Below are 25,372 nucleotides of genomic sequence, written 5' to 3'. Positions count from 1 at the left end.
ACCCTGACAGCGGTGCCTTGTTAAAAACTTTCTCAATAAGGCGCGCTGTACTTGATAAAGTACACGCAAATGCGACAAAAATTTTCAATAAGCTATGGACTTCATAACTGTTTTGTGAGAAAATACCACTGATGGTTTGAATTAGAGAATTCGGAACCGCTTTTAAGAATTCATATTTTGAAAGGAGTTTCACAATGATTTACACTAAGGAAGTTGAAAACATGTGCCCTGTAGCAAAGGGTGCAAAGCATGAGCCAGCTCCTATCCCAGAAGAAGGAAAGTGGGTTTACTCAAAGGAAATCAAAGACATCTCTGGTTTTACACATGGTGTAGGCTGGTGTGCACCACAGCAGGGTGCCTGCAAGCTTTCACTTAACGTAAAAGAGGGTGTTATCGAGGAGGCTCTTGTCGAGACTATTGGATGTTCAGGTATGACACATTCAGCAGCTATGGCAGCTGAGATTCTTCAGGGTAAGACAATCCTTGAGGCTCTCAACACTGACCTTGTGTGCGATGCTATCAATACAGCAATGAGAGAGTTATTCCTTCAGATCGTATACGGACGTACACAGAGTGCATTCTCAGATGACGGACTTGCAGTTGGTGCCGGACTTGAGGATCTTGGAAAGGGTCTTCGTTCACAGGTTGGTACAATGTATGCAACAAAGGCTAAGGGTGTTCGTTACCTTGAGATGGCAGAGGGCTATGTAACAGGAATAGCACTTGATGCAGATGACGAAGTTATCGGATATCAGTTCGTTTCTCTTGGAAAGATGACTGACTTTATCAAGAAGGGTGATGACCCTAACACAGCTTGGGAGAAGGCTTCAGGTTCATACGGACGTGTTAAGCCAGAGCAGGGCGCTGTTAAGATCATCGATCCACGTAAAGAGTAGTCGGAAATAGAGGAAAGGAGAACGAGACAATGGCATTATTTGAATCATATGAAAGAAGAATAGACCAGATAAACGCTGTACTTAACAGCTATGGAATCAGCTCAATCGAAGAAGCTGAGAAGATCACAAAGGACGCTGGACTTGACGTTTACAATCAGGTAAAGGGTATTCAGCCAATTTGTTTTGAGAATGCTTGCTGGGCATATACAGTAGGTGCAGCAATCGCAATCAAGAAGGGATGCAGAAAGGCAGCAGACGCAGCAGCAGCTATCGGCGAGGGTCTTCAGGCATTCTGTATACCAGGTTCTGTTGCAGATCATCGTAAGGTTGGTCTTGGACATGGTAACCTTGGTAAGATGTTACTTGAGGAGGAGACAGAGTGCTTCTGTTTCTTAGCAGGTCATGAGTCATTTGCAGCAGCTGAGGGTGCTATCGGTATCGCTGAGAAGGCTAACAAGGTTCGTAAAAAACCTCTTAGAGTTATCCTTAACGGTCTTGGTAAGGATGCAGCTCAGATCATCTCAAGAATCAATGGATTTACATATGTTGAGACAAAGTATGACTACAAGAAGGCTGAGCTCAATGTAGTATACGAGAAGGCATATTCAGATGGTATCCGTGCAACAGTTAAGTGCTACGGCGCTGACGATGTTCAGGAAGGTGTTGCTATCATGCACAAGGAGAATGTTGGTGTATCTATCACAGGTAACTCAACAAACCCTACACGTTTCCAGCATCCAGTTGCAGGTACATACAAGAAGGAGTGTATCGAGCAGGGTAAGAAGTACTTCTCAGTAGCATCAGGCGGTGGTACAGGACGTACACTTCACCCAGATAACATGGCAGCAGGTCCTGCTTCATACGGTATGACAGATACTCTTGGACGTATGCACAGTGATGCACAGTTCGCTGGTTCATCATCAGTTCCTGCACACGTAGAGATGATGGGACTTATCGGAATGGGTAACAACCCTATGGTTGGTGCTACAGTTGCTGTAGCTGTTAGTGTTGAGGAAGCAGCAAACGCTGGTAAATTCTAAATAAAAGGCTTAAAAGCTAGACTTTTTGGGCTATTCAGACTAGGTAATTCGGTCTGGATAGCCCTATTTTTATGTCCATAAGACACGTAAAAGTCGCAAGCAAGTCACAAGCAACAAGTCACACAAGTCACAAACCCTGTAGACTGTGTGAGTTGGGGGGTAGTTCCTGTGTTGTTATGTTCAGTATAAGGTGATTACTCAGTTGATGAATTCTTAATATCGCAAAATTTATTTGCAGTGTCTGAAATGAATAAATGTCTGAGTTGTTTTGGTGAGACATGTAAAAAATGTTAGAAATCAGATAAACAGCAAGGCAGATTGTATTGGATATCGCAAATTTTTTATGCGAAATAATATTAATTATGAATAGGAGGTAATTCATATGAGTTATCGAAGAAAGAACGGCACAGGGGGTATCACCAAAATGTCAGGAAAGAGAAACAATCCTTATAGAGTTAGGATTACGGAAACTTTTGTGGTGGATCCTTTCGATCATTCGATTCGTACACAGGGAGAAAAGGAAGAATTAATTCAACGTAAATTTGTGAGGGTAGGTGAAGTCGTATAACACCAACTTGCATGAGAAGATTGAAATGCAGAAAGCCAAGGAACTTTTTGGAAAAAGTAATTGAGTGATTAATCCTGTCTTGCTATAATTGAGACAGGGTTAGTTTTGAAGAAGATTATAAAATCCTTTCAAAATGGTTAAAATGAATTTGTGACACAATCTTCAAAAGGGCTTAGTGAAGCACTTGGAACGCTAAAGCCCAAAATTGATATAGCTACAGTTGCTGCTAAGGTTGAAACCTAGCAGGAACAGACCAAGAAAGCAAAAAATCACCGTTACGATTATGGATGAAGTTCTTCATAGTAGACGCGTATTTGGACATAATGGCGGTGTAAGCCATGCGGCAAATATAATTAATACGATAAATTCAGGTACATTTGCTCAAACAGAAAAACGCCTTGCTATAGAAGGATTTACTAGGATTGTTCCAGACATTGTATGGAATCTTGGTAATCAATTCTACGCTTGGGCACATTAAAGGAGAGATTATGTTTTTTTGGAAAGACAAAGAAAAAAATAAACCAACTATAATTGAGCATCCTGTATTAGGAACTTTGATTAAAAAAACAGATTGGTACACAAAGAAGAGTTTTATCATTACATTATGGGATAAAACTTTTGACTTGTATCTGTGTATATACTCAAATCAAAAAGATGCTGTAATTTCATTTGAACAAGAAAAAGCAATCAGATATTATCTTGATAATCAGATTCAAATCGAACGAGATATTAAAAAAATGCTGTTGAATTTTTTTCACACTTCAGATTGTTCTTTGATTGAAAAGAGTATACAAATTGAAGGATTGAATTTTACAAGGAATGGAGCTATTAGCATTGGTTTAATAGCTGATTTTTCTGATGAGTTTATTGAAAAACATATTGGAGAAGATGTTATTTTTACAGATTCTTTTGGGATGTCAGTTTATCCGATTAAGGCAGTGCTTCCAAATGAGAAAGTATATTACAACTTCAATAATAAATACGAAGGAGATTAGAATATGCATGGCATTTCTGGCACATATATCTATGAAATGTTATAATAATATTTGGGATTCTGGAGATGTATAAGGTATTGGCAAATGAATAATGAGATGAAACGAGATTTTTGATATTGGAGGTAGTAATATGGCAGAGGAGACACTGTTTTCCGGCGAATCAAAAAATATTGAATATAAGGTTGCAGTACCGGATAAAAGCGAAAAATATATGAAAACTGTTGTAGCTTTTGCCAATGGTAGGGGAGGAAAAATTGTTTTCGGAATAGAGGACAAGACCTTAGAAGTTGTGGGAATGGATGAAGATAGTATCTATAAGACAATGGATGACATTACCAATGCTATTTCAGATTCTTGCGAACCTGTAATCAGGCCGGATGTGGCGATGCAGACAATTAAGGATAAGACAGTGATTGTGATAGAGATATTTCCGGGGGCAGAGCGTCCATACTATATAAAATCACAAGGTGTGTTTGATGGTACTTATGTGCGTGTTGCAGGTACGACTAGGCATGTTGAGGATTACATGTTAAGAGAGTTGATGCTGGAGGGGAAGAACCGTTATTTTGACAGTGAAATATGTCAGAATATGGATATATCAGACAGTGAGATTGAGGAGCTTTGCAAGAGCTTGAAGGAGACAGCTATGCGAAATACATGGCAGGATAGTGAAAAAGCGAAGATTAAGGATGTCACCAGAAATATACTGATTTCATGGGGCGTTCTGAAGGAGGAATGCGGAAAGGTATATCCGACCAATGCATATGCACTTTTGACCGGACGGATGGTGGGGCAGCCGGTTATTCAGTGCGGTGTGTTCAAGGGAACCAATCGGGCGCATTTTGTTGACCGGAGAGAGTTTGAGGGTTCCATTCAGGAACAAATGGATGCTGCATACCAGTATGTTCTTGAAAAAATTAACATGGGAATGACAATAAAGGGAATGTACAGACAAGATGTATATGAACTTCCTACAGACAGCATAAGAGAGTTGATTGCAAATGCAGTGGCTCATCGTAGTTATCTTGAGCCGGGGAATATACAAGTGGCATTGTATGATGACAGGCTAGAGATTACTTCGCCGGGCATGCTGCTGAATAATGTTACGATCGAAAAAATGATAGAAGGTTACTCAAGACCGAGAAATCCTGCAATCGCAAGAGCCTTTGCGTACATGAAAATTATTGAAAAATGGGGAACCGGAATACCGAGGTTATTCGCAGCCTGTGAGGAGTATGGATTACCTAAGCCGGAGCTGATTGATTTTGATGGTGATTTCAGAGTTAATATGTATCGTAAAAGAGATACTAATACAAAAACAGGTGATCAAACATGCCAACAGGTGAATGATGGGGTGAATGATGAGGTGAACAAACTGCTGAATTATTTAAAACTGCATCCTGATTATACGGTTACTCAATTCGCAGAACATTTTGAGGTAAGCAGAAAAACAATAGCAGCGAGATTGAAAAAACTGAAGGATAAAGGATATATTGAAAGAGTTGGATCTTCGAGAAAAGGTTATTGGAAAGTAAATTGATTTTATCAAATGGACAACTCCGAACAACCCCAATTATTCCATTCGGACAAAAAGGTGAACAATTAAGGTGAACGATCAGGGAAAATGATTAAGGTGTATGATAGGGTGAATAATTAAAGCAACCATTGCGGATTACCGCTTGGCTTTTCTTGTGGAGTGAGCATAGACATTCATTGTGGTACTGACATCTGAGTGCCCTAACAGTTCCTGCACATCCTTTGGTGCTGCTCCGTTTGCCAGAAGGTTACTTGTGTAGGTGTGACGCAACTGGTGAAAGTGAAAGCCTTCAAATCCATCCAGCTTCTGTGCAATCTTCCTGCAAACAATTCCTAATGTACTTGGCAGTTCCAGACTTCCATTCGGTCTTAAGACCATATTTGGAGGTGCTACTTTAGATGATAACAACAGCAAGGCAATTAAAAGATCTGATTCGGAATCTGTCAAAGAAAAAATCTGCTGATGCGCAAATTTTGATGCGGAATTATATGATGGAACGATTTTTGAAACGAATTTCTTTATCAGAGTATAAAGACAAATTTATATTAAAAGATGGAATGCTGGTGGCAGCAATGGTTGGTCTGGATGCCAGAGCTACTATGGATTTGGATGCAACCATAAAAGATGCTAACGTTAGTTTAACAGATGTGGAGACAATTATATCAAATATTATAGCAAGAATAGCAGAGATTTATGAAAAAGAAAAAGATATTAATAGAAGTTTGGAGTGGTGTAGGAAGGCATTCAGAAATTCTGTTAATAACAAAGAGTTACAAGAGGAAATTGAGGAAAAGATAGAGAAGCTAAGTAAATTAGCATAATGAAATTGTTGTATAAGTGACTTGCTTGCATTTGGTCATATTAGATGCTATAGTGGGAAAAATTCATCATTGTAGACTGGATAGTATCACATTTATTATAGAAGGAAAATTGTTTAGCCTTGCTGTAGCTATTGAACGAAAAGCCACACCGAAAGCCACACATGCTTGATTTATCTTGAATTTACTAGGTGCATTGATTCTGTAGAGGAAGCAGCTAACGCTGGCAAGTTCTAAATAAAAACCTAGTATTTAAACGGTTTAGAGGGCTTTTAGAGAGATCTAAAGGCTCTCTATTTTTTTGATTTTTAAATTCTTTGAAGGTTGAAATCAATTTTGATGAATACAAATTTGGCATGCTTGTATATTATGATGATGACAGCCATACATATGAAATATTGCTTTTATATTCAGCATTAGTTGGAAAACGGGAGTTGCTAAGGGATTTTACAGCAACTCTTTTGTTTTATTTTGTCAAGACTAGTTTTATATTTATTCGGTATTATAATTGCCTTACATATCAAATGGAAGGGGTGATTAAAATGGATAGAACTATAGTAGTAGAATATTTTGATGGCGAGAAGAAAGTAAAAAAAGTTATAATTTTAAAATAATCTCGCGAAAAATTGCCTTATACGCGCATTTGTGAAAATCTATTGACTTATGGTTGATTTAGGGCTAAAGTGTGGCTACCAATCGGAAGAAAAAACAGTAGGCAGTAATATAGATTGACACATATAATATTTGACAGCACATTTAAAAAGATACTTACGCACTCCAGAAAATATAGCATCGTTGAAAAGCCTTATAAAAACAGATATAATGGGTAGCATAGATAAGAACATTGAACTTGGAAATATAACACTTGAGGATGGACACAGCTTTATGGCAACTCGGAAAGAGGTTGAATTAATATCCCGATTTCAGAGAAAAGGCCTATATCAATGAATTCTGAGAATTATATATAAGACATTTGAAATAAACAAGGAGGGCATGAGATGGGCATTTATTTTAATCCAAGTAATGACAGTTTTACGAAGGACAAGAATAGTGGATTGTATCTTGATAAGACAGGTCTGCTTGAATATCTGAACAGAGTTATATGTACAAATGCTAATTGTATCAGTGTCAGTCATGCCAGACGATTTGGTAAGTCCCATGCGGCATTTGATCTTGCACTTCAGAATTTTATTTTTGACAAACGTCAAAAATATTGTATAATATACTTAACAAGACAGCCGAGCGATAGATACGTCCTATCCGTCCGGCAAAAACCATTTTAAGATGAAACACCTCATAGCTTAGTCGGCTGAGGTGTTTTTCTTATTTTCTATGATTCAGAATTGTCACAATAAGTATCGCAACGGTTAATATAACCATGAATTCCTCATATGTACTCATAAGGCACCACTCCCTTCCAAGACTCGAACGGATATGGTGTAACACCCCTCGGCTGCCCGGTTAAATACATTGTTCTATTTTCATACAGAAGTAATTTTGATATATATACATTTTGGAGATTCCTATATAACGTAAAACACCTCGCATTAACGCGAGGTTGGATTTAAAAAGAATTACAAATTGTATGTATAAAATTGTAATTACAGTATAAGTTATATCAAAATTATAGTCAATGTGATTTAAGAACACAATAATATTTTATAACCACATACCACCTTTCGGAATACATTAAACTATATCATGGACAAGGAGGTGAATACGCATGGACAGATTCGCAGTATATCTTGTAGTTGTTGCGGTTCTTTGCACTTTGATATCGGTAATAACGGAATTTACGAAAGAGGTAGGAGTGCTGAAGAAGATCCCTACCTCTTTTCAGGTTCTGATCACCAGTGTCATTGTGTGTGAGGTGGGACTTTTTGTTGGACTATCATTTTATCACATAGCATTTGTGTGGTATTATCCTGTGGCTGCGTTTTTCGGGGCATTTGTCATTGCGATTATATGTACCCGGGGATGGGACTACCTGATATCGATATTCAAGCGGTTTTACAATGGCGGAGATAAGGAAAGGTGGCATGAATAAGGGTGTTATGACAGTGGTACATGTAATACGAGACAGATAAGTATAAGTTCGGAATAATGATCCTAAGATTGTCTCCTGATTCAATGTCTGGAATATTATATACAGACAAAGAAATTCAGGAGACAATTTTATGGCTTCTAATAAGGTTCCATTAAAGGGCTACATGGATGGTATAGATATATCAGCGTGGCAGGATACTATAGATATAACCAAGGTGCCTTGTGACTTTGTGATAGTGAAAGCTACGGAGGGCACGGACTACAAGAACAGGTATTTTGCAAAGCACTGTGACCAGGCGATGAAAGCGGGAAAACTCCTGGGGGCATTCCATTATGCAAATGGTGGCGATCCCCACAGTGAGGCTGAGTATTTCATAGCATACAGTAAGAAATATGTGGGCAAGGCGATACTTGTCCTTGACTGGGAGGGGCAGAATAATCCGCAGTTTGGCAGAAGTGACAGGGCATGGTGCAAAGAGTGGTGTGATCATGTGTACAGTAAGACCGGTGTTAAGCCCCTGATCTATATCCAGAAGAGCGCCATGGACAATGTAAAGGGCCTGGGATACAGGCTGTGGGTTGCACAGTATCCTGATTACGAGCGGACGGGATATCAGGAGCATCCATGGAATGAAGGTCAATACGAATGTGATATCAGACAGTACACATCCGTTGGAAGACTTCCGGGTTACGATGGCAATCTCGATCTTAACAAGTCATATATAGATAAGACGACATGGAAAAAATATGCCGCAAAAAAGACTGGCAGTTCACAGAAGAAATCGATAGATGTGATAGCCAGAGAGGTCATAGCCGGCGACTGGGGAAATGGCGATGACAGAAAGAACAGGCTGAAGAAGGCAGGGTATGATCATGTCAAGGTGCAGAATAAGGTAAATGAGATGCTTGGCAGATAGCTGCAGGTAAATGACATAAGAAAAATGGCAGGAAAACGAAGTATAAAATTAGTTCCGGCAAAAATGAAATTTATATGAAGAATCATCCACACCTGTTGACGAAGCGCAATATATACTATAGGATAGTGGAAAACAAAAGCCCCCGTCAGGGATACATGAAAGGAAAAGGTGATATATATGCCATATTATGGATTTTATTTTGACCCAACATATCTGTTGGTTCTCATAGGCGTGGTGCTCTGCATGATAGCGTCGGCAAGAGTCAAGACCACATACAAGAAGTATGAGAAGGTGGGATCGCGGTCAGGCTACACAGCGGACCAGGTCGCATACATGATACTCAGGAATGCGGGGATAACGGATGTGTCAATACATCACATCTCAGGAGATCTGACTGATAATTACAATCCTAAGGAGCATACGCTCAATCTGTCGGACAGCGTGTATGGTTCCAGATCCATCGCAGCGATAGGCGTGGCAGCCCATGAGTGCGGACATGCCATACAGCATGCAAATGCATATGCACCGCTCACCATAAGGTCAGCAATCATTCCAGCGGCAAATATAGGCTCAGCCATATCATGGCCGCTCATACTTATAGGACTTCTCATTCCGAGGGTTGATTACCTTATAACACTCGGAATCATATTGTTCTCACTGGTTGTTGTCCTACAGTTTGTGACACTTCCGGTGGAGTTCAATGCATCGAGAAGAGCCATGGCGATACTGGAGGGCAGCGGATATCTCTATCCGGATGAACTCAAGGGTGCAAGAAGTGTACTCACAGCGGCAGCTATGACATATGTGGCAGCTATGGTATCAGCATCACTTCAGTTGCTCAGACTTGTATTATTGTTTGGCAACAGGAGAAGATAGCGGAATTATAACAGAAAATATAAAAATGCATAAAAAAGTCTTGTGAATTTGTTGATAGTATTTGCAACTTTGCTATGGTAAAATGGTTAAAGTGGCAAAAATCTACATATTTGCAAGACTTTTTCTGCTATAGTGCACAATTATAGCGGGAATGGTCTGCGAAACAATTAATTAAGGGAGGGTAATTGATGAGAAAGAGAAGGCTACGAGGAGGTATAACGGCCTTGTCGGTGCTTGCTGCTATTGGCATGGCATCGGGAATAACGGCATTTGCGGCGGACGGAACACAGTCTGAAGCTGCGAATACGGGAAAGGGGCTGGAGTATGTATATGAGTCGTCAGGCTCTACACCATCAGGTGTCACGCTCAACGGCAATTCGGTAATCATAAAGCAGTCGCCGAATTCCACTGACAGCGAGCAGTTATTAAATATTTACAATGACAAAGACAGGGATGGAATCCTTGATGAGGGCGAGGAAGCTTTCGCATTGGATGGAAGCACGGACATACAATATGGCAATATATATGGAATCTATCATGGTAATGGCAGTTCGCCGATCTCCATAACCATAGACGGTGCTGAACTGCCTGTTGTATATGGAGCATTTGAGAGCACTGTTGAGACTCCGGAGAACATGACTGCGGTAACTATCAGTGTGAAGGGCGACGCGGCAGTTGAAAGTCTGTATGGACTTTTCAGGACATATTGTACTGGTGGTGTACTGATAGACACGGAGAAGTCAGTTAAGATAAAGACGCTCTATGGTCTCAGCACATCGACCATAGATGGAGACATCACGGAGAATATCAATTATAGCTGTGACGGCAACACATTTGTCACACTGGCTACAGATGGATATTACACAGGAAAGGCATACACTATAAATGGCGATGCAGTGTTCAATATGAAAGGAGCCAGCGCCAATTCAGTGTATCTCGTGCAGAATGGAGCTGTGCTCAGTAAGACACTGACGGCCAAGGTGACTGACTCCAAGGTAGACAGCCTGAACGGAGTTTCCCAGGGGGCAAAGGTTGATGGTGACGTGAGCCTTACATTTGACGGAATATCAGCCGTAAAGGATGGAAGAAGTGCCAGTTTATATGGTGCGTCAAGTGCGACTATCCTTGGAAATCTGGACCTTAAGCTGAAAAGCCAGTCTGGATCAGAGATGTCTGTGTATGGCACCAATAATACAAATATAAAGGGAAATGTAAATGTCAGCATTGATGGCTCAGGAGCAAAGTTCAACACCATATATGGAATGTATGGCGGTATGCTGGGCGGAAGGGCTGATATAGATATAAAGAACTGCGCTGCCGGTTACACAACATGTGGCATGAATTCGGTTTCGTTCAGTCAGACTCAGCCGGAGGAAGAAGGAACATATACGTATACTGTGAACATGGAGAATATCACTGGCGCCAGCGGCAGGGTATATGGAATTTCAAATTGTTCCGGTATCACTTCTGCCAGCGTTGTAATGAAGGCTGTGGCAACAACAGATACATTAAATGGCATGTATCTGAGCACAGGTGTAAAAGGTGATATAAAGGCAGAACTTTACAACTGTAATGCAGCCTATGTAAAAGCTCTGGAGCTGTCAAATGTGACGGTAAATGGTTCTGTAGATGCCATAGTTTCGGGCTGCAGCATTACGAGATCTTTGAATGTAGAGCAGGGCGGAAGCATCAGTAAGGATCTTAACATAAGCGTCAGCAACGTTATCAGCAGTTCAGCACGGTTTGTATACGGCGGTAGCTGTCTGGGGAATATGACGGTCAATGTGGATGGCATGAATGATGAATCCATAGTAGACGAAAATGGTGATCCGCTTGTGAACTCGTATGAATACGCGGGCAGCGACATGTTTACCATGATGGGCAACTTTGCACTGGCAGGGGAACTCAAGGCGGATATAGCAAAGATACATTTTGCAAAATGTGGACTCGCCGGAGGTGATTACAGTTGCGGAAATATCGGAACAAAGGTTGACATAACGTTGTCAGACAGCAGTATAAATGGACTGGCGGGAAATAATATTTTCTATCTGGCAAATGAGAGCTATTCCGGTTCAACCGAGAATACAGTTCCTGTTGATATAAAGATCAACAACACAGATTTTACAAATGCAGACGGAATAAGCTTCCAGATGTATATAGGTAATAACAAGGATGCAAAAGTTACATTTGATGACAAGTGCAGTATGCCGGAGAAGTATTATATGGCTCCAAGCATGAATACCACCGGCTCATCTGTCATAACATATGGACAGAATATATATTATGGCGGACAGAATCTTGTGATAGACAAGGATGTAACTGCTGACAATATTTACTTTGGTAACTTCACAGAGAACGGAAGCCAGGGCAATGCCGTGATCGTTATCAACAAGGGGGTAACGGTAACTGCAAATGAGGGTATATATGCAGCAGGCGGTTCAAACATACTCCACAGTGGAATCCTCAAGGGAACATTTAAGGCGACTGATGGGTATCTGCCAAATATATTCTCAAAGGGGGGCGTAATAGAGGACTCGGCTGTAGGGGATGTTGCAAATGTAAATTATTCATTGGATGTTGTGTCCAACGAGAAGGCCGCAACGTACACCATGACAGGCAAGACGTCACAGTATATTGATCCTGATGGTACATATGTCAAGGGCGGCGCAGATGTCAAGATAACACCGACCGTGAACAAGGGATATATTCTTGACAAGGTGACCTTCAGAGGTCAGAGCGACACAGCGGAAAATTCAGCGGTTGAAGCAAATGGCGTGTACACGTTCAGCATGCCGAACGAGCCTTGTACAGTGACGATCGCAACGACAGGAAAGCAGATCGTGGTATCCAAGACAACTGTTGATCCATCGGCACTGCTTGGAAAAGAATACACAGCAACTTCACCTCTCTATGACATGGCAGATCTTGTCATATCAAACGACGCAAGAGAGGGCGAGGTCACATACGAGATCGACGAGACAAATGGACTTCCTGAGGGACTCTCATTGATCGATGGCAAGGTTGTCGGAACGGCAAGCAAGCTTTATGAAGATGGAAAGAATGTCATAGTACATGTGACAGGAAGAAATGGTTCAAAGGCACAGCTCTCACTGAACGTGATCGTCTCAAATGAGGAGAAGAAGCAGGATAACCAGGATGGCCGAATCGTAGTTGACGAGGATGAGAAGACTATATGTCTCAACGGAACATCAGTGGTCATCCAGGCAAAGGACGACACAGAGACAGAGATATACGTGGACGACAATCAGGATGGACAGGCAGATGGCAAGACACCTCTGTACACCGGAGATCTGTCGGAGTACACGATAACAGGTGTCGAGGACAACGCCATAAGACGAAATATCAGGATCACCATGACGGGGGGAACTGTAAAAGCAATATACGGTGCAAAGGATTCAGAGCTTTCATATGAAGACGGCGATGCGGTGAGTATAAATATCCGTGGTGGTAAGGCAGCAACTATGTATGTTCTGTCGAATTCAACCGTGGATGGAACCATCGCATATGAGATCGCAGAGAACACTGTAGATAAGGGCGGATTTGCAGCGGATACAACATCAAAATATACCGGTGCATTCATGAGAAACAGCAAGGATATCGTAACTATCAGAGGAACCTATGTTGTGAATAAGAAGCTCACGGCAACGGCTCTGATAATCTATGACAGTGCGGCAGTTGATGTAAATGCTCCGGTTGAGGTAACGGATTATGTGTCACTGAATGAGAGATCATCCGCAGTATTTAACGATACGCTGACCGCTGACCGACTTGGTTATTCAAAGTATGCCAAGGCAGTTGTGAATGGAGATACGAAGCTTGCGGCTCTCAATATGACACAGTATGACACGACACTCACAATAGGCGAGGATGCGCTGTTTGATGTGGGCAAGGTCAACATGACATCAGGCTGGGCAAGAGTATATCAGAAGGGTACGCTCAAGTGTCCTTCAGACCAGTTCAGCAACACAGGTGTGTGGGTGGCAGCAGGAAAATTTGCAGATGATATAGATGCCAGCGGCTGGACAGGAGTGTATTACAGCTATGCAGGCGGCTCAACAAACATGGACAACACATCAGCAAAATTGGCTGCACAGTCATATGTAGTTGAATATGAGAATGTCAAATATGTTGCCTGCAAACAGGCGATCACAGTTAGCTATACCGATGTGCCGGGTTACACAGCCTATGTGTCGGCAAATGGCGGCGAGCCGGTACAGGGAAGCAACGGAAGTGCAAAGGTGACAGGCCCGGATTCATCTATGTCTATTGTAGTGGATTATGTGGCAGACCAGATAGACATCAGTAAGGAATACGCAGATCCGATTCTGGCGGCGGAGACCAAGTACACAGCGGATTCACCAGCGTACGATCTCACGATCCTCAAGGTTACAGGAGATACCACAAAGAATTATGGAACTGACATGCAGTACAGATTGAAGAGCGGTTCGACACTTCCATCAGGACTTGTGCTTGAGTCGGGTAAGATAACAGGAACAGCCAAGAATGCAGGTGAAAGCACAGTAGTATTTGTCATAACAGGACGAAATGGAACATCGGTTGATTTCCCAGTGGTATTCAAGGTACTGCCGGCAGGCACGGAGATACCTGATATCAACAAGCTTGGTGTATCTGTGAACACAGAGGATAAGACCATTGATCTCGGTGGAAATTCAGCAGTGATAATAGTTGATCCGTCGGATAGCAGCAAGAGCTCAGTATATCTGGATGCTGATCATAACGGAGTGGCAGACGACAACAGACCACTCAGAATAGACGGAGAGGTTACATATGATCTGTCAGGCTACAGCATATCAGGCTATACGGACACAGCAAATAAATACACCGGTGACATATCGGTGACACTCAGAAGCGGAAATGTCGGCAATATATGTGCTGCGGGTTCAACTGACAGCAAGGCAGACCGAGTGACGATAGATGGAAATGTAACCATGACGATCATGAGCGGTTATGTGTCAGGCACTGTAGCTGCGGCAGGAAACGCTGATGTCAAGACAGTGACCTTCGCGGCAGAGGACGGAAGAGCAGGAAGCGTGGTATACGGTGCGTACAATACAAATGCGGAGAAGGTAGACTTCACATTTGCAAAGTCTGCACAGATGTACACACCGAAATCAACCAAGTCTGAGAATATGTATGTTACATCGGGTGGATCAGTATCCGGTGATGTGGATATAAGAGTTGGTATAACTGATCATTACAATACATTTATATACGGTGCGGATTACATGAACAAGCGCTCCTACTTCAACGGAGTGTCGGGAACAGCCGTATCCGGAAATGTGAACTGTGTGGTTGATGGAAGATGGTGCGCTGAGAAGTGCAACAACTTTGTCCAGCAGTCAGATGTGAAGGGAGATCTGTATGCCGAGATAAAGTCAGGAGAACTCAGAAAAAATGACGTCAACAATGAGCATAGCAAGGCATTGGTATTTAACTATGGTCACAGCATTGGAAATATATACGTCAAGGCAGGAACAGAGGGCGCTGTCACAGGTGACTTTGTACTTGCGGCAGGCGGTAAGGTCGGCAGGGTAGAGTATGTAGACGAGAATGAAAAGTCCACAGCTACTGTAAAGGGCACCGCTGACAATTACCAGGTTGAGAGTCTGGGTTCACTGTATATGTCTCTCGCCGGCAAATTAACTATAGGCGGAGACTACACACTTGACAGAGATGAGGAGGTAAAACAGCTTGAGATCCTCAAGGATTCAAAGCTGACCATCGCCGAGGGCGCAGTTCTTACAAATACATCGACAGCGACAGTTACCGGTGATGTTGAGAACCTTGGCACATGGAATGTGGACGGCGCTCTGACTATGACAGGATCACTGGTCAACAGAGGTGCATGGAATCTGAAAGGAAATGTTCAGGCTTCAGCAACAGTAGATAACTACGGGGATATCACAGCAGCAAATAGTGAGAGGATCACCTTGAATACAAATGCAAAGCTCATCAACAGAGCTGATGCACAGTTTACATTTGGCAACCTCACAAACAGTGCAATGATCGTAAACTATGGTAATATGAAGCAGCTTGCATATACGTCAAGTCTTGGAAGCGGAAGCATACTCACCACAGTGATCCCGGATATGGTGTACGCACTGAAAAATTACAGCGTCATTTTCTACAAGCTTGATGTGGATTATCCTGCATATTGCTTCAAGGATGGCGATGCAAAGATAGAGAAGAGTTCATCGGCAACAAGATGTCAGAAGAAGTCAGGTGTTGACGGTGACGATGCACTCTATATACAGGGTGGCAAGTCGTTCTACATCACAATAGACGGTGAGCCGATAGATGGAATGGCGGTGGATTCAGTTGTATTTGGACCGGATGACACAGCCATGACTACAAGTAACAACCGTCTCTGGAGCGGCGTCATGACATATGAGCCGGCAACAGTTACGGTAAATATGGCAAAGCAGGAGGCCGTAAATATAACTCTCGCAAAGACAGAAGATACAGTTAAGGCGCAGGTTGGAAAGACAACCACAAAGGATGAGCCATTATATGATCTGACAGCCATAGAGATCCAGAATGATGAAGCTGTGGACAACGGATATGTGTTATACTCCCTTGCAAAGGGACAGACACTTCCGGCAGGACTTGTGATATACGATGGAAAGGTATATGGAACGCCGAAGACTGCAAGTGCTGAGGCACAGACAGTCAAGTTCACGGTGAGAGGACAGAATCAGACAGTGGCTGAGTTCACACTGATCATATCCAGCGTGGAGAAGGGAATACCTTCATTTACTGCCGGAAAGGCGGGCGACGCATATGCCGGCAAGACCCTTGCGGATGTGGAGCTTCCAACATCGGCAGCAGGAAAGTACATGTGGACAGATGGAACACAGCAGGTAGGCAAGGCCGGAACAAGCGAGACCTACGATGCATACTTTGTTCCAGACGACACAGCAAACTATGACTGGAGCAAGATCGATGCAGCAGAGGGAACATATGAGGAACTGGAAGACGGAAGTGTGAGAATTGCAGTGAAGCTTTCAGTGTATGTGAGAAAGCAGGATCCTGTATTTACAGTTCCGGAGAATGTCACAGCTACATACGGAGACACTGTTGGCAAGATACTCCTGCCTGAGACAGCAGGTGGAATGTTCATCTGGGAGAATGCAGATGAATCTGTGGGAGAGGTTGGAACAAAGACTTTCCTTGCAACATTTGTACCTGAAGATGAGGATGTATACGAGAGAGCAGAGCATGTGGAGATAACTGTTCAGATTCTTCCTGCAAATGCAATATTTACTCAGGTGATAGATTCACTGAGTGCTAAGGAGAATATGACTCTTGCAGACATAGAGCTTCCAGAGCGCGAGGATGGAGTATACACATGGTATACAGACAGAACGACAAAGGTTGAGGATGGCAATACATACAAGCTTTGCTTCAAGCCTGCAGACACAGTAAATTATGACTGGACATCAGTTACAGGATGGAACAGGGCTTACAATGGAGTTGTATTCAATGTAAAGATCACCATCGAGAAAGAGCCGGAGCAGCATGTACACGATTACGGCAATAAGTACAAGAGCGACAGCAGATCTCACTGGTATCAGTGCTCATGTGGAGAGAAGTCAGGCCTGGCAAATCACACATGGGACAAGGGAGCGATAACGACCAAGCCTACAGACACAGCGGCAGGTAAGAAGACATTTACCTGTACCAAGTGTGGATACAAGCGTTATGAGTCAGTAGCTGCCCTTGGAATAGACATAGGAAATTCCAAGAACAATGTGGTCGTAAGCGGTATAGAAAAGAATGGATATACATACACAGGATCACCTATCACTGTTAAATCGCTTGCGCTCAGGAGAGGCAAAACAACACTGAAGAATGGTGTGGATTACACCGTACAGTACAAGAACAACAAGAATATCGGTACAGCGACAGTAAAGATCACTGGTAAGGGTAATTACAGAGGCTCCGTCAGCAAGACATTTGCTATCAAGGCTGGCAAGGGCAAGATATACAAAGTTGCGCAGAAGGGCGTGCCTGGCTATCTGAAATATAAGGTGACAAATGCCGCTTCAAATGGCAAGGGAACAGTGACACTTGTTGGAAGTACAAGCAAGAAGAGCGACAAGAAGTTCAAGTCACTCACGGTTGCATCCAGTGTCAAGATCGGTGGAGTGAACTTCAATGTTACGGCTGTAGGAGCGAAAGCATTTACAGGACGCAAATATCTCACCACGGTTGTGATCGGAGGAAACGTTAAGACCATAGGCGGTGCAGCATTCAGCAAGTGTGGAAAGCTTGGAAAAGTTACCATAAAGTCTACAAGGATAACGACTATCGGTAAGAATGCTTTCCAGGGTGTCAAGAGCAATGTGAAGATATATCTTCCTAAGAAGAAATATGACGCATATGCAAAGAAGCTCAAGGTGAAGGGAATGAACACTCCTAAGAAAGCGGTTTACAAAAAGTCAAAATAAATGAAATGCGTTGATGCATTGGCGGGACAGTCACAGATGATGTGGCTGTCCTGTTTTTTATGTGAAGATCGTTCTGGTGTAAAACCATGAGTGTAGTGACAGGAAAGATATAATCTGCTATACTGAACATATGTTTGCAAATATATGGAGGACTGTATGGATAATTTTATAGATGAACTGAATGAACAGCAAAAGGAGGCAGTGACCACCACAGAAGGGTATGTGCGCATAATTGCGGGAGCGGGAACCGGCAAGACAAAGGCGCTCACTTACAGGTATGCGTATCTGGTGGACGAGCTTGGAATATCCACATCGAATATACTGTGTGTCACATTTACAAATAAAGCGGCGAGGGAGATGAGCAAACGTATCAGACAGATGATCGGGGACAGTGATACGGGATACATCTGCACATTTCACGGCTTCTGTGTGAAGCTTCTGAGGGAGGATATCCATGCCATCAATTATCCCCAGAACTTTGTGGTGATGGACAGCGAGGACACGGAGGATATACTCAAAACGGTGTACGAGAATGCCCATATACAGTCGAGAACATATACATTTGACATGGCCAGGGATCACATATCGGCGATGAAGAACGAGATGCAGCATATCACATATTTGGCGGACATAAGCAACGACAGACTGCTGGCGGATTATGAGAAGGCTTCAGACATACCTGAAAAAGTATTTCTGGGATACCTGTACGAACAGAAGAAGGTGTATGGACTTGACTATGATGATCTCATAACCATTGCGCTCCACATCCTCAGAACCGATGCGGAGAAATGCCGCAAATGGCAGGAACGCATGATGTATGTCATGGTGGACGAGTTTCAGGATGTCAGCGGTAACCAGTATGCGCTGGCGGAGATACTCAGCGGCTATCACAGGAATCTGTTCATCGTGGGCGATCCGGATCAGACCATATATACGTGGCGTGGGGCAAGGATAGAGTACATATTGGAATTCGACAAGAACCATGAGAATACACAGACCATATTCCTCGACACGAATTATCGTTCAACTCCTGACATACTGGCGGTGTCCAACTCACTGATCGAGAAGAACAGGAACAGACTGCCCCACAGGCTTGTGGCTGTGAAGCCGTCTGAGGCACGCCCTCTGTACGTACATTCCAGAACCACCGGGGATGAAGCCCAGTGGGTGACAAACGAGATAAAAAGACTGGTTGAGGCGGGCACAAAGTACAGTGACATAGCCGTTTTGTACAGGTCACATTTCGTGTCGAGAAGCATAGAGGAAGCATTTATCAAGACAAAGATCCCGTATATCCTCTACAGCGGAACGGAGTTCTACAAGCGCAAGGAGATAAAGGATGTACTGGCATATCTCAGGATGGTGGCATACGCAGATGATCTGTCATTTCGCAGGGTGATAAATGAACCAAAGCGGAACTTTGGCAAAAAGAGAATGTCGATGCTTAAGTCGTACTGTGAGACTCATAGATGCTCACTGTACAGCGGTCTTCAGGATCTTCTGGAGGAGAAGACTGTTAAGTCGACAGGTGCTTCAGCCTTTGTCGATATCATAGAAAATTTTAGGAAGACATACAAGGAGAAAAGTCTGTCAGACCTTGTTACAGAGCTCATGGCCGCCACGGGCTACGAGGTGATGCTCAGACAGGCGGGCGAACAGGAAAGGCTGGACAACCTGGCAGAGCTGAAGCAGTCGATAGACGAATATGAGAAGACCTCCGGTGAGGAGAATACGCTGGAGGAATATCTTCAGAGTATAGCTCTCTACACGAACAATGACAGGGAGAAGGACAAGGATTCTGTGACGATGATGACAATACACACCGCAAAGGGCCTGGAGTTCCCATATGTGTTCGTGTGTGGTGTAAATGAAGGCATATTCCCAAGCAAGCACGTGGACACTGAGGCGATGCTCGAGGAGGAACGACGCATGGCATACGTGGCATGTACCAGAGCGGAGCGCGGTCTGTACATCAGCGATGCCGAGGGGCTGAACTACGATGATTCTTTCAGATACCCGTCCCGGTTCATCTTCAACATAGACCGGGAAGCCATCGATTACGTGAACGAGCTCCCGCAGCGCCTTGTCGATGACACGAAGAGCTACATAGCTGCAAATGAGAGCCGCTATATGCCGCTGGACACCGAGCTAAAGCCCGGCGACCGGGTGAGACATAAGGTGTTCGGCGAGGGCACGATAACCGGTATCAGGGGAGATATAGGGTGCTATGTGGTTAAGTTTGATAGGGTGGAGACGGAGAGGAACTTGAAGATTGGGGTGGGGCTGGAGAAGATTGGAAATCTATAAAGATTTTGATGGTGAGACGAGTATAGTATGAAGAATACTAGTGTAAATATAGAAAGTAATACTTGACACAATCAGAGGTAGAAAAGTAATATAATACTGTAGATTTGGCATATAAATGTTAGCTGTGCGGGTTAAATAACCTATAGAAATTTCTACTGTTGTAGATCCATTAGTACAATCCGTCTTGCACTTAGATGAGTATCCAAGTGTGAGTTATAGTATGTGTATATAAAAAAAGAGTAGAGGTATGTTAAGTGCCTTGAAATAAATTTCTACTGTGGTAGATTTAGTTAATGTAAAAAGTTTAACGCTGAATATGGCGTTATTCTTTTTTGCTCAGATTAAATTCGAAATTACATTAACTAATAAAATTAGTGACAAACTCGTTGATGTATGTTATTATGTTATCATATTATATAGATTGATTTTAAGGGAGGAGTTATATGGTAGGTAATAAAATATCAAATTCGTTTGATTCGTTTACTGGAATCAACGCATTAAGTAAAACGTTAAGAAATGAGTTAATTCCATCAGATTATACTAAGAGACATATTGCTGAGAGTGATTTTATTGCGGCTGATACAAACAAAAATGAAGATCAGTATGTAGCAAAAGAAATGATGGATGATTATTATCGCGATTTTATAAGTAAGGTTCTAGATAATTTACATGATATAGAATGGAAAAATTTGTTTGAATTAATGCATAAAGCGAAAATAGATAAAAGTGATGCAACTTCAAAAGAGTTGATAAAAATTCAGGATATGCTTCGTAAAAAAATAGGAAAAAAATTCTCTCAAGATCCTGAATATAAAGTCATGCTCAGTGCTGGTATGATAACAAAGATTTTACCAAAATATATATTGGAGAAATATGAAACTGATAGAGAAGACAGATTAGAAGCAATAAAAAGATTTTACGGATTCACAGTTTATTTTAAAGAATTTTGGGCAAGTAGACAAAATGTATTTTCTGATAAGGCAATAGCGTCATCTATATCATATAGAATCATACACGAGAATGCCAAAATATATATGGATAACCTGGATGCTTATAATAGAATAAAACAGATTGCTTGTGAAGAAATTGAGAAGATTGAAGAAGAGGCATATGTTTTTCTGCAAGGTGACCAGTTAGATGTGGTATATACCGAAGAAGCATATGGACGATTTATATCCCAGAGTGGAATAGATTTATATAATAATATATGTGGGGTTATTAATGCTCATATGAATTTATATTGCCAGAGCAAAAAATGCTCCAGATCAAAGTTTAAAATGCAAAAATTACATAAACAGATTTTATGTAAAGCAGAAACCGGGTTTGAAATTCCATTAGGCTTTCAAGATGATGCGCAAGTGATAAATGCGATTAATTCATTTAATGCTCTAATAAAAGAAAAAAATATTATATCACGTCTCAGAACTATAGGGAAAAGCATATCTTTATATGACGTAAATAAGATATATATTTCATCTAAAGCGTTCGAGAATGTATCTGTATACATTGATCATAAATGGGATGTGATAGCTTCAAGCTTGTATAAGTATTTCTCGGAAATTGTCAAAGGAAATAAAGACAACAGGGAAGAAAAGATTCAGAAGGAAATTAAGAAAGTAAAGAGCTGTAGTCTGGGTGATTTGCAGAGACTGGTTAATTCATATTATAAAATAGATAGCACATGTTTGGAGCATGAAGTAACTGAATTTGTTACTAAAATAATAGATGGGATAGATAACTTTCAAATTACGGATTTTAAATTTAACGACAAAATTAGCTTGATTCAAAATGAACAGATTGTCATGGATATAAAAACATATCTTGATAAATATATGAGTATTTATCATTGGATGAAATCGTTTGTGATTGATGAGCTAGTTGATAAGGATATGGAGTTTTATTCAGAACTTGATGAACTTAATGAGGATATGTCGGAAATTGTGAATTTATATAACAAAGTGCGTAACTATGTTACACAGAAGCCTTATAGTCAGGAAAAGATAAAATTGAACTTCGGATCACCGACTCTTGCCGATGGATGGTCGAAATCAAAGGAATTTGATAACAATGCTATTATATTGATTCGTGATGAAAAAATATATTTGGCAATATTTAACCCAAGAAATAAACCAGCTAAGACTGTTATATCAGGACACGATGTTTGCAATTCTGAAACAGATTATAAGAAAATGAATTATTATTTGCTCCCTGGGGCAAGTAAGACTTTACCACATGTGTTTATTAAGTCTAGATTGTGGAATGAATCACATGGAATACCTGATGAAATACTGCGGGGATATGAGTTGGGTAAACACTTGAAATCATCGGTAAATTTTGATGTAGAATTCTGCTGGAAGCTAATTGATTATTATAAAGAATGTATAAGCTGTTATCCAAATTATAAGGCGTATAATTTTAAATTTGCTGATACAGAATCGTACAATGATATATCAGAATTCTATAGAGAAGTGGAGTGTCAGGGATATAAGATTGACTGGACATATATAAGTTCAGAAGATGTAGAACAACTTGATCGTGATGGTCAAATATATCTGTTTCAAATCTATAATAAAGACTTTGCACCGAATAGTAAAGGAATGGATAATCTTCATACGAAGTACCTCAAAAATATATTTAGCGAAGACAATCTTAAAAACATAGTTATAAAATTGAACGGAGAGGCAGAATTATTTTATAGAAAATCAAGTGTCAAGAAAAAAGTAGAACATAAAAAGGGTACGATTTTAGTCAATAAAACATATAAGGTTGAGGATAACACTGAAAACAGTAAAGAAAAAAGAGTTATTATTGAATCAGTACCAGATGATTGCTATATGGAACTTGTTGATTATTGGAGAAATGGTGGTATCGGAATTCTTTCAGACAAAGCTGTTCAATATAAGGACAAAGTATCTCATTATGAAGCTACTATGGATATAGTCAAGGATCGCAGGTATACAGTAGATAAGTTTTTTATACATTTGCCTATAACTATCAATTTCAAAGCAGATGGAAGAATTAATATAAATGAAAAGGTACTCAAGTATATAGCGGAAAATGATGAGCTTCATGTGATTGGAATTGATAGAGGAGAAAGAAATCTCCTTTATGTGTCAGTAATTAATAAAAAGGGAAAGATTGTTGAGCAGAAGTCTTTCAATATGATAGAAAGCTATGAAACTGTAACAAATATAGTTAGAAGATATAATTATAAAGACAAACTGGTCAACAAAGAAAGTGCCCGGACAGATGCGAGAAAAAATTGGAAAGAAATTGGAAAGATAAAAGAAATAAAAGAGGGATACTTGTCACAGGTAATTCATGAAATATCGAAGATGGTGTTGAAATATAATGCAATCATTGTTATGGAAGATCTAAATTATGGATTTAAACGAGGTAGGTTTAGGGTTGAACGTCAGGTATACCAGAAATTTGAGAATATGTTGATATCTAAACTGGCATACTTGGTAGATAAAAGTCGAAAAGCCGATGAACCAGGAGGTGTACTAAGAGGGTATCAGCTTACGTATATTCCAGATTCTTTAGAGAAACTTGGTAGCCAGTGTGGGATCATATTCTATGTACCTGCTGCGTATACATCTAAGATTGATCCGTTAACAGGCTTTGTAAATGTATTCAATTTTAGAGAATATTCTAATTTTGAAACAAAATTGGATTTTGTTAGATCATTAGACAGTATACGATATGATACAGAGAAGAGATTGTTTTCAATATCATTTGATTATGACAACTTTAAAACACATAATACCACTCTGGCAAAAACGAAGTGGGTTATATATTTACGAGGCGAGCGTATAAAAAAGGAACATACATCTTACGGGTGGAAGGATGATGTTTGGAATGTGGAAAGTAGAATTAAAGACTTGTTTGACAGTTCACATATGAAATACGATGATGGACATAATTTAATTGAAGATATTCTTGAATTAGAATCGAGTGTACAGAAGAAGCTGATCAATGAATTGATAGAAATAATAAGGTTGACTGTTCAACTTCGTAACAGTAAGTCAGAGAGATACGATAGGACAGAAGCTGAATACGACAGAATAGTATCGCCAGTTATGGATGAAAAAGGACGGTTTTATGATTCGGAAAATTATATTTTCAATGAAGAAACAGAGTTACCAAAGGATGCAGATGCTAATGGTGCATATTGCATTGCATTAAAAGGTCTGTACAATGTCATAGCCATAAAGAATAACTGGAAAGAAGGAGAGAAATTCAACAGAAAATTGTTAAGTCTAAATAATTATAACTGGTTCGATTTTATACAAAATAGAAGGTTTTAAGAATGGATGATATCATATTAATATCAACTCTAAATGATTTTATATTTTGTCCGGTGTCAATATACTTTCATGGGCTTTATGGTTATTCAGATATACTGACGTATCAGTCGAAATCACAACTGAATGGCACTAAGGCTCATGAAACTGTTGATCATGGTAATTATTCAACAAGAAAAGAAATACTAACAGGCATAGATGTATATTCGGAGAAATATCGTATAATTGGTAAAATTGATGTATATGATTCAAGAAAAAGAATGCTGATAGAGAGAAAAAAGCATGTGAATAAGATTTATGACGGATATGTATTTCAATTATATGGGCAGTACTATTCAATGGTGGAGATGGGGTATACTGTGGATTTTTTAAAAATTCACAGCATAGATGATAATAAGAATTATAATATTGCTTTGCCAGAGAATGATTTAGAGATGAAGCAGAAATTTGAAAATTTGATATGTACTATGAGAACTTTTGATATGAATGGATTTGTTCAAGACAATGCTCAGAAATGCTCTAATTGTATATATGAAGATGCTTGTGACAGGTCGGCAAGTAGAGGTGACTAAG

The 25,372-nt window shown here is 40.8% G+C and carries 13 protein-coding genes and 2 pseudogenes; 14 read left to right on the top strand and 1 reads right to left on the bottom strand.

All coding sequences use genetic code 11. From position 1 onward, the window contains the following. Positions 1 to 194 precede the first annotated feature (194 nt). The 5 genes from DWW60_RS02620 (at position 195) to DWW60_RS02600 (ending at position 5,039) form a co-directional block, all read left to right on the top strand. Entirely contained in the window at positions 195 to 896 is a 702-nt protein-coding gene (locus tag DWW60_RS02620) for an iron-sulfur cluster assembly scaffold protein (RefSeq protein ID WP_004853825.1), read from the top strand. Positions 897 to 925: 29 nt separating this feature from the next. Continuing rightward, entirely contained in the window at positions 926 to 1,936 is a 1,011-nt protein-coding gene (locus DWW60_RS02615) for a GGGtGRT protein (RefSeq protein ID WP_004853826.1), read from the top strand. Between the two features lie 382 nt (positions 1,937 to 2,318). Next, complete coding sequence (locus tag DWW60_RS02610; RefSeq protein WP_117822842.1) at positions 2,319 to 2,504, top strand: hypothetical protein; 186 nt, start codon at positions 2,319 to 2,321, stop codon at positions 2,502 to 2,504. Positions 2,505 to 2,992: 488 nt separating this feature from the next. Beyond that, entirely contained in the window at positions 2,993 to 3,499 is a 507-nt protein-coding gene (locus tag DWW60_RS02605) for a hypothetical protein (RefSeq protein ID WP_117874300.1), read from the top strand. Positions 3,500 to 3,629: 130 nt separating this feature from the next. Continuing rightward, positions 3,630 to 5,039, top strand: a complete 1,410-nt coding sequence (locus tag DWW60_RS02600) for an ATP-binding protein (RefSeq protein ID WP_021943450.1) — start codon at positions 3,630 to 3,632, stop codon at positions 5,037 to 5,039. 132 nt (positions 5,040 to 5,171) lie between these two features. On the opposite strand, the pseudogene DWW60_RS02595 reads toward DWW60_RS02600, so the two are convergent. Then, a pseudogene (locus DWW60_RS02595) lies at positions 5,172 to 5,408 on the bottom strand (tyrosine-type recombinase/integrase); the annotation flags it as partial. 26 nt (positions 5,409 to 5,434) lie between these two features. Here DWW60_RS02595 and DWW60_RS02590 point away from each other — a divergent pair. From DWW60_RS02590 to cas4, 9 genes and pseudogenes are all read left to right on the top strand, one after another. Next, positions 5,435 to 5,737: pseudogene (locus DWW60_RS02590) on the top strand (nucleotidyl transferase AbiEii/AbiGii toxin family protein); the annotation flags it as partial. 1,115 nt (positions 5,738 to 6,852) lie between these two features. After that, complete coding sequence (locus tag DWW60_RS02580; RefSeq protein ID WP_117874298.1) at positions 6,853 to 7,137, top strand: hypothetical protein; 285 nt, start codon at positions 6,853 to 6,855, stop codon at positions 7,135 to 7,137. A 440-nt stretch (positions 7,138 to 7,577) separates the two neighbouring features. Continuing rightward, the gene (locus tag DWW60_RS02575) at positions 7,578 to 7,901 is read left to right on the top strand and encodes a hypothetical protein (RefSeq protein ID WP_117874297.1); all 324 of its coding nucleotides are present in this window, start codon (positions 7,578 to 7,580) and stop codon (positions 7,899 to 7,901) included. Between the two features lie 130 nt (positions 7,902 to 8,031). After that, the gene (locus DWW60_RS02570) at positions 8,032 to 8,817 is read left to right on the top strand and encodes a GH25 family lysozyme (RefSeq protein WP_117549126.1); all 786 of its coding nucleotides are present in this window, start codon (positions 8,032 to 8,034) and stop codon (positions 8,815 to 8,817) included. A 177-nt stretch (positions 8,818 to 8,994) separates the two neighbouring features. Then, a complete protein-coding gene (locus DWW60_RS02565; protein WP_015533113.1) occupies positions 8,995 to 9,693 on the top strand; it encodes a zinc metallopeptidase in 699 nt (232 codons plus the stop codon). A 188-nt stretch (positions 9,694 to 9,881) separates the two neighbouring features. Beyond that, positions 9,882 to 18,185 carry a leucine-rich repeat protein gene (locus tag DWW60_RS02560; protein ID WP_147341844.1) on the top strand — a complete coding sequence of 2,768 codons (8,304 nt, stop codon included), beginning with the start codon at positions 9,882 to 9,884 and terminating at the stop codon, positions 18,183 to 18,185. A 156-nt stretch (positions 18,186 to 18,341) separates the two neighbouring features. Continuing rightward, entirely contained in the window at positions 18,342 to 20,492 is a 2,151-nt protein-coding gene (locus DWW60_RS02555; protein WP_199414440.1) for an ATP-dependent helicase, read from the top strand. A 443-nt stretch (positions 20,493 to 20,935) separates the two neighbouring features. Next, the gene (cas12a, locus tag DWW60_RS02550) at positions 20,936 to 24,802 is read left to right on the top strand and encodes a type V CRISPR-associated protein Cas12a/Cpf1 (protein WP_117874294.1); all 3,867 of its coding nucleotides are present in this window, start codon (positions 20,936 to 20,938) and stop codon (positions 24,800 to 24,802) included. Positions 24,803 to 24,804: 2 nt separating this feature from the next. Further along, a complete protein-coding gene (gene cas4 / locus DWW60_RS02545) occupies positions 24,805 to 25,371 on the top strand; it encodes a type V CRISPR-associated protein Cas4 (protein WP_117874293.1) in 567 nt (188 codons plus the stop codon). The last annotated feature ends 1 nt before the right edge of the window (position 25,372 follow it).

Source organism: Coprococcus sp. AF16-22 (assembly GCF_003461545.1).
In the GTDB taxonomy this organism is placed as follows: Bacteria; Bacillota; Clostridia; order Lachnospirales; family Lachnospiraceae; genus Coprococcus; species Coprococcus aceti.
Note: the sequence above shows the minus strand (reverse complement) of the source record. Positions and strands in the feature narration are given on the sequence as shown.